Origin of the sequence: Streptomyces flavochromogenes (assembly GCF_000717595.1) — a bacterium.
Classification (GTDB): Bacteria; Actinomycetota; Actinomycetes; order Streptomycetales; family Streptomycetaceae; genus Streptomyces; species Streptomyces flavochromogenes.
The window spans coordinates 21,153-27,913 of sequence record NZ_JNZO01000056.1 but is presented as its reverse complement, the minus strand read 5'-3'; the positions used below and the strand labels follow the sequence as shown (position 1 = coordinate 27,913).

Sequence of the window (6,761 nt, the reverse complement as noted above, 5' to 3'; positions counted from 1 at the left end):
CAGCCCCACCCCCGGCCCCCGCGTCCGCCACGTCCGGATCGACCCCCCGGCCGGACCACGGGGCGAGCCGGACGACCCGTCCCCGTGGGCCCCCGGCACGCCGCCCCGCTTCGGGGTCGTGGCGGTGCCGCAGCCGTCCCGCACGACGGCCGAGCGCCGGAGCGGCACCCCGTCCGTGCGCCCGGTGCGCCTCACGGACACCACGGCCGCGCCCGTACGCCTCCCCGGTGCCACCGAGCGCCCCGCGGCCGTCACCCCGGTCCCGCTGCCCGTACCCCGCCCCGTCACACCCGCCGATCCCGCCGGGCCCGTCACCCCCGCCGTCCCCCCATCGACCGAGAGCCGTACCGAGGAGCCCCAGCCGTGAGCGAAACCCACGCCGAGTACGCCGACGCGTGGGGCGAGCAGGAGCCCCCGCAGCCCCCGGCCGCCTCCACGGGCGGAGGCGCCGCACCCGCCGTCACCCCCGCCGACGCCTCCGACGCGGCCCGCCTCGTCTCCTTCGGATTGCAGCCCAAGCTGCTCCCCGCCCGCGACGCCGAGTACGCGGAACTGCTGCGCCGCTACCGCGAGGACCCCGCCTTCGCGCGCCTCGCCGACGCCGTCGCGACCGGTCTCGGGCTCATCGTCCTGGAGGTCTCCCCGCGCGCGGGGATGGCCGTCACCGCCGGCGAGGACTCCGTCTTCGCCGTCCGCATGGGCGACTACGCGCGCCGCGCCTCCACCGACTCGGCCGACCGCTTCCTGCACGGCCTGGCCCATCTCGCCATCGCCGCCATGGCCTTCCCCCGCCCCGAGGACCTCGCGGACGACGCGTACATCGGCCGTCTCACCGTCAACGGCGTCGACGCGTTCGTACGGCAGGCGTGTCTGCGTCTGGAGCAGCGCGCAGAGGAGCAGGGCGAGAACACCGACCCGGCGTCCGACGCCCCCGGTCTGGAGGCCGCCTGGCGGATCTACGCCCGCCGCAGCGCCACCGGCGCCACCAAGGACGCCCGCCGTCTCGCCGGGTCCACCACCGGCATCGTCGGCAAGGCGGCCGCCTTCCTCACCGACTCCGGGTTCCTCCAGCGCACCGGGGACGAGGGCGGCGGCTCCTACCGGACCACCGCCCGCTATCAGCTCCAGGTCCGCGACATGGCCGGTTCCGCAGCCATGGCCGAGCTCCTCGAACTCGGCGTCGTCCCCGTCAGCGACGGCTCCGCCACGCTCCTGCCGCCGCCCGAGGGCGACGACCTGGAGATCGCGGCCGACGCGGGCCTGCCCTTCCACGCGCCACCGTCGGCGTAACCGCCCCGCGTAACCGTTCTTCCCGAGCACGAGAGCACGAGAGTCCCTCGCCATGTACGAGCTGTCCCGGGTCCGCCTGTACTCCATCGGTCCCGCCGGTGCGCGCTACGCCGACACCGTCCTGGACCTGCGGGGAGTCGGCGCGCCCGTGCCCCACCCCGCCCCCACCCAGGCGGAGTTCTTCGAGGAGGAGCCGGTCGGCCCGCCGCGCCGCCCCGCCCCCGCGGGCGTGCTCTTCCTGGAGAACGGCGGCGGCAAGTCCGTCCTCCTCAAGCTGATCTTCTCGGTCATGCTCCCGGGCCACCGCAACACCCTGGGCGGCGCCAGCTCCGGCGTGCTGCGCAAGTTCCTCCTCGCCGACGACTGCGGGCACGTCGCCCTGGAGTGGCAGCACACCCTCACCGGTGAACTGGTCGTCGTCGGCAAGGCCAGCGAGTGGCGCGGCCGGCAGGTCTCCTCCGACCCGCGGAAGTTCGCCGAGGCCTGGTACTCGTTCCGTCCCGGCCCCGGACTCAGCCTGGACAACCTCCCCGTCGCCGAGGCGACGTCCGTCCGAGCTCCCGTCGAGGGCGCCTCCGGCGCGACCGGCCGGCGCCGCACCATGAAGGGCTTCCGCGACGCGATCACGGAGGCGGGCAAGGCGTACCCGCACCTGGAGGTCTACTGGGAGGAGATCCACGACCGCTGGAACGAGCACCTCGGCGAGCTCGGACTCGACCCGGAACTCTTCCGCTACCAGCGCGAGATGAACGCCGACGAGGGCGAGGCGGCCGGCCTCTTCGCGGTCAAGAAGGACTCCGACTTCACCGACCTGCTGTTGCGGGCCGTCACCGACACCCGGGACACCGACGGTCTCGCCGACCTCGTCGGAGGCTTCGGCAACAAGCTCGGCCGCCGCGCCGAGCTCACCGCCGAGCGCGAGTTCACGGCCGGTTCGGTCGACCTCCTCAACCGGATCGTCGAGGCCGCCGGGACCCGCTCCACCGCACGCGACATCCACACGGCGGCCGAGCGCCGCACCCGTACCCTGGCCCGCCGGCTCTCCGCCCGCGCCGCCGTGGAACGCGCGCGTGGAGCCGAACTCGCCCAGCAGGTCACCTCCGCCGGACACGCCGTCGCCGAGGCCGAGACCGCGCGCGGGCGCGCCGCCCTCATCGCCGCCGAACTCGCCTACCGGCACGCCTCCCTGGCGCTGACCGCAGCCGAGAAGGGCGCCGCGTCCCAGCGCCGCGAACTCACCGACGCCCGCACCGTGCACTCCGCCTGGCAGGCGGCCGAGGTCGTCCTCCGCCACCGCGCCGCCGGCGACCGCTCCGCGCGCGTGGCCGCCGCCATCCGCGAGGCCGAGCGGGACGCCGCACCGGCGCTCGCGGCCCGCGCCGAGGCGGCCGCCGACCTCGTACGGGCTCTCTCCGCCGCCGCCGAGGAGGGCGAGCGCCACGCGGCCGAGGAGGAAGAGCGCTCCACCGCCCTCCAGGAGGCCGGCGAGACCGCTCACCGCGACGCCACGGCCGCCGCGACCGAGGCCCAGCGGGCCCGCAGCGAGGCCGGGCACCTGCGCCAGCGTCTCGCCGAGGTCGAGCAGGAGACCGCCGAGGCCGTACGGGCCGGCTGGCTCGACGACACCGCCCCCGACGCCGACCCCGCACGCGCCGCGCTCGCCGCGAGCGATGCCGAGAAGACGACGGTCGCCGCCTGGGACACCGCGCGCGAGGCCGCCCGCACCGCAGCGGACCGCGCGCGTGAGGCCGCCGGGGCCGAGGCCCGCGCCGAACTCGCGGCGGCCCGTGCCGCGGACGCCGCCGAGGCCGCCGGGAACGCCTACGACGCGGAGCGCCGCGCCGCCGAGTCGCTCGCCGGCGAGCGGCGGCTCGCCGAACTCCTGAGTCTTCCCGCCACCGGCGCGCACCTCCCTGCCGCAGGCTCGCCCCTGCCCGGACAGCGCGCCGCGACCCCCGCCGCCGACACCGACGAATCCGCCGGAACGGACACGAGCGACGAGCCCCAGGGCCCTCTCACCGTCACCGAGTTCGACCGCTACGCCGACGAACTGCGCGGCATGCTCGACCAGTCCGTCACCTCCGCCGAGCGCCAGCTCTTCGAGCTGCGCACCGCCGCGGCGGACGACTCCCGGATCCTCGGCGCCCTCGGCGACGGCGGCCTGCTGCCGCCGGGCCCCGACGTCCTCGCCACCGTCGAGTACCTCGGCGAGCACGGCATCCCCGCCCTCCCCGGCTGGCGCTACCTCGCCCAGGCCGTCGACCCCGCCGACCACGCGCGGGTCCTCGCCGCCCGCCCCGAGCTGGTCGACGGCGTCGTGATCACCGACGCCGTCTCGTACGGCCGCGCCCGCGAGGTCCTCGGCACCGCTGCCCTGCTGCCGCGCTCCGCGGTGGCCGTCGGCACGGCCGCCGCCCTGCTCGCCCCCGTACCGGCGCAGGACACCGCGGACGACAGCGGTGTCCACGGCGTGTTCCTCGTCCCGCCGAACCCGGCCATGCACGACGAGCACGCGGCCGACGAGGAGCGGCACGCCCTGCGTGCCCGCGCCGCCGCCCGCGACGAGGAGATCCGTACCCTCGCCGCCCGCCTCGCGGGCGACCGCTCCCTCGCGGCCCGGATCGGCGCGTGGCGCGCCGACTGCCCGCCCGGGATGCTCGCCGAACTCTCGGCCGTCGCCACGACCGCCCGGGAGACCGCGGAGGCCGCGACCGCCACCCTGGACGAGGCCCGCACCGCGCGTGCGGAGGCCGACGAGGCCGCCGCAGAGGCCGCCCAGGTACGGGACGAGCGCCAGGAGGCGGCCCAGCGCGCCCGCCGGGTCGCCGACGCCCTCGCGGGCCTCGCCTTCCGGCTGCGCGAGCGTTCCGCCTGGCAGGCCAAGCTCCGTGAACTCGCCGACGACGCAGCCGAGGCCGAGGCCCGCGCCCAGACCTGTCTGGAACGCGCGCGTGCCGCCGACGAGGACCGGCGCGCGACCCAGCGCTCCGCCGACGACGCCCACCGCACCGCCCGCGCCCTGCGGGCCGAGCGCGCCGAGATCGCCGGCGCACCCGACACCCTCCCCGAGGGCGACGCGCCCGCGCCCCGCGCCGCGCTGCCCACCCTGCGCGAGGCCTACCGGGCCGCGTCCCAGCTGTACGAGAAGGTCGGGGTCGGCGCCGACCTGCGGGCCGAGCAGGCCCGCGCCGAGGGCGACGAGTCCGCCGCCCTCACCGAGCTCGACCGCCTCACCAACAAGGTCCGCACCCGGGCCGAGCAGCTCCTGGAGTCCACGGACGGCGCCGACGGCCCGTCCCGGCAGGCCGCCGCCGCCCGCGCCGAGTCCCTCGTGCAGATGCTGGAGACCCGCGCGTCGGAGGCCAGCGAGAAGCTCGGCCGGCTGCGCGGCGAGGCCGAGCGCCTCGCCCCCGAGGACGGCGAGGAGCACACCGAGCTGCCCGAGGACCTCGTCCCCGCCGACGCCGAGCGGGCCCAGGCCCTGCTCCGTACGGCCACGGCCGAACTCGCCTCCCGCGCCGACGCCCTGGAGGCGGCCCGCGCCGCCCACACCGGACTGCTCAGGGACCACCGGGCCGCCGAGGACGCGGCGGGCGGCTTCGACGAGACCGCCGCCCTGCTGCGGGACCTGCTCCGGGACCACACCGACGAGGAGCGGGAGGAGACCGAGCCGTACCCCGGCAGCCTGGAGGAGGCCCGTACGACGGCCTCGGAGGCGCGGCGCTCGCTGCGCTCCTGCACGGCCGAGCTGTCGGCGGCCGACGCCGCCGTCCGCGAGGCGAGCGACATCCTCGTACGGCACGCCAACTCCACCCGTTACGAGCAGGTCCGCACCCCGGCCCGCCAGCAGATCCGCGAACTGCCCGCGTCGGCGCTGCCCGAGCACGCCGCCAAGTGGGCCGAGGCCTTCGCGCCCCGGCTGCGGGTCCTCACCGACGAGCTGGAGCAGCTGGAGCGCAACCGCGACTCGATCGTCGACCGGCTGCGCGGCCTGGTGGAGTCCTCGCTCGCGACGCTCCGCTCGGCACAGCGGCTCTCCCGCCTCCCCGAGGGCCTCGGGGAGTGGTCGGGCCAGGAGTTCCTGCGGATCCGCTTCGAGGAGCCCGACCAGGCCACCCTCGCGGAGCGGCTCGGCGAGGTCGTCGACGAGGCGACCCGCGCCGCGGTCAGGAAGAACTCCGACCTCCGCCGTGACGGCATGTCCCTGCTGCTCCGCGGAGTCCAGGCGGCGCTCGAACCCAAGGGCGTCTCCGTCGAGATCCTCAAGCCGGACGCGGTGCTGCGTGCCGAGCGGGTGCCCGTCGGGCAGATGGGCGACGTCTTCTCCGGCGGTCAGCTGCTCACCGCGGCCATCGCCCTGTACTGCACGATGGCGGCGCTCCGGTCCAACGACCGGGGCCGCGACAAGCACCGGCACGCGGGCACCCTGTTCCTGGACAACCCGATCGGCCGCGCCAACGCCACGTACCTGCTGGAGCTCCAGCGGGCCGTGTCGGACGCGCTGGGCGTGCAGCTCCTGTACACGACGGGTCTGTTCGACACGACCGCGCTCGCCGAGTTCCCGCTGGTGATCCGGCTGCGCAACGACGCCGACCTGCGGGCCGGCCTCAAGTACATCAGCGTGGAGGAACACCTGCGTCCGGGTCTGCCGCAGACGGCGGCGGAGGGCGAGACGATCCACGGCGAGATCACGGCGACGCGGATGTTCCGCCGGCACACGGCGGACGACCCGAGCCGGCCGGCGGCCCTCTAGCGCACAAGTGAGCGGCCCGGCCCCCTCGACGGGGGCCGGGCCGCTCACTTTCGTTCTGCCGGGTCAGGCCGCCTCGGACAGCGACGCCGTCTCCGCCCGGCCCTCTCCGCGCTTCGCACGGAGCGGCGGACGCGCCGTGCTGCTCGGCTCCGACACCACACCGTTGCGCTGGCGCCACACCTGACGGGTGATCCAGACGTCGAGCACACTCCAGGTCGCCACGACGGTGGAGACCACCGCGCTGACGGTCACCGGGAACGCCAGCCATGAGCCCGTCACGGTGCTGAAGAACGCCACGACCCCCTGGACGAGCGTCACCGATGTGATCATCACGGCCCGCACCGCGGCGGCGCGCACCGGGTCCGGCATGCGCCGTCGCGCCCGCTCGTCCTCCACCCACAACTGCCGCGCCGACCGCGCCTCGTGTTCCATTGTCCCGTCACTCCCCACCACTGACCGTCTTCAGGAACGCCTGCCCGTCTTGAGCGCCTATACACGGACAGAACCGGCCCCGTACTTATTGACGCACGAGTGAGGGAAAAGGTTTCGTCCGACCTGGGATGAAAGTGAGCGGGATGGGACCGGAACGAATAATTCCAGCCATCTCCGCAGGCCGGAGAAATGGCGCATCGTCAGGTGTCCTACACCACATTGACCAATCCCAACTCCCCGAATACCAGGACATCTCATGATCAAGACTCACTCGACAGGCTGAAAA

3 protein-coding genes and 1 pseudogene are annotated in these 6,761 nt (G+C 75.5%); 3 read left to right on the top strand and 1 reads right to left on the bottom strand.

The annotated features are described in order from the left end of the window. From IF00_RS0139350 to IF00_RS0139340, 3 genes and pseudogenes are all read left to right on the top strand, one after another. Positions 1-367, top strand: a pseudogene (locus IF00_RS0139350) (hypothetical protein); the annotation flags it as partial. After that, positions 364-1,290 (top strand): hypothetical protein, encoded by a 927-nt coding sequence (locus IF00_RS0139345; RefSeq protein ID WP_030326756.1) that lies wholly within the window; start codon positions 364-366, stop codon positions 1,288-1,290. The pseudogene IF00_RS0139350 and the gene IF00_RS0139345, both read left to right, overlap by 4 nt. 52 nt (positions 1,291-1,342) lie before the next feature. After that, complete coding sequence (locus IF00_RS0139340; protein ID WP_030326753.1) at positions 1,343-6,043, top strand: hypothetical protein; 4,701 nt, start codon at positions 1,343-1,345, stop codon at positions 6,041-6,043. A gap of 63 nt (positions 6,044-6,106) precedes the next feature. Here IF00_RS0139340 and IF00_RS42090 read toward each other — a convergent pair whose 3' ends face one another. Next, the gene (locus IF00_RS42090) at positions 6,107-6,475 is read right to left on the bottom strand and encodes a hypothetical protein (RefSeq protein WP_245234775.1); all 369 of its coding nucleotides are present in this window, start codon (positions 6,473-6,475) and stop codon (positions 6,107-6,109) included. Between the last annotated feature and the right edge of the window lie 286 nt (positions 6,476-6,761).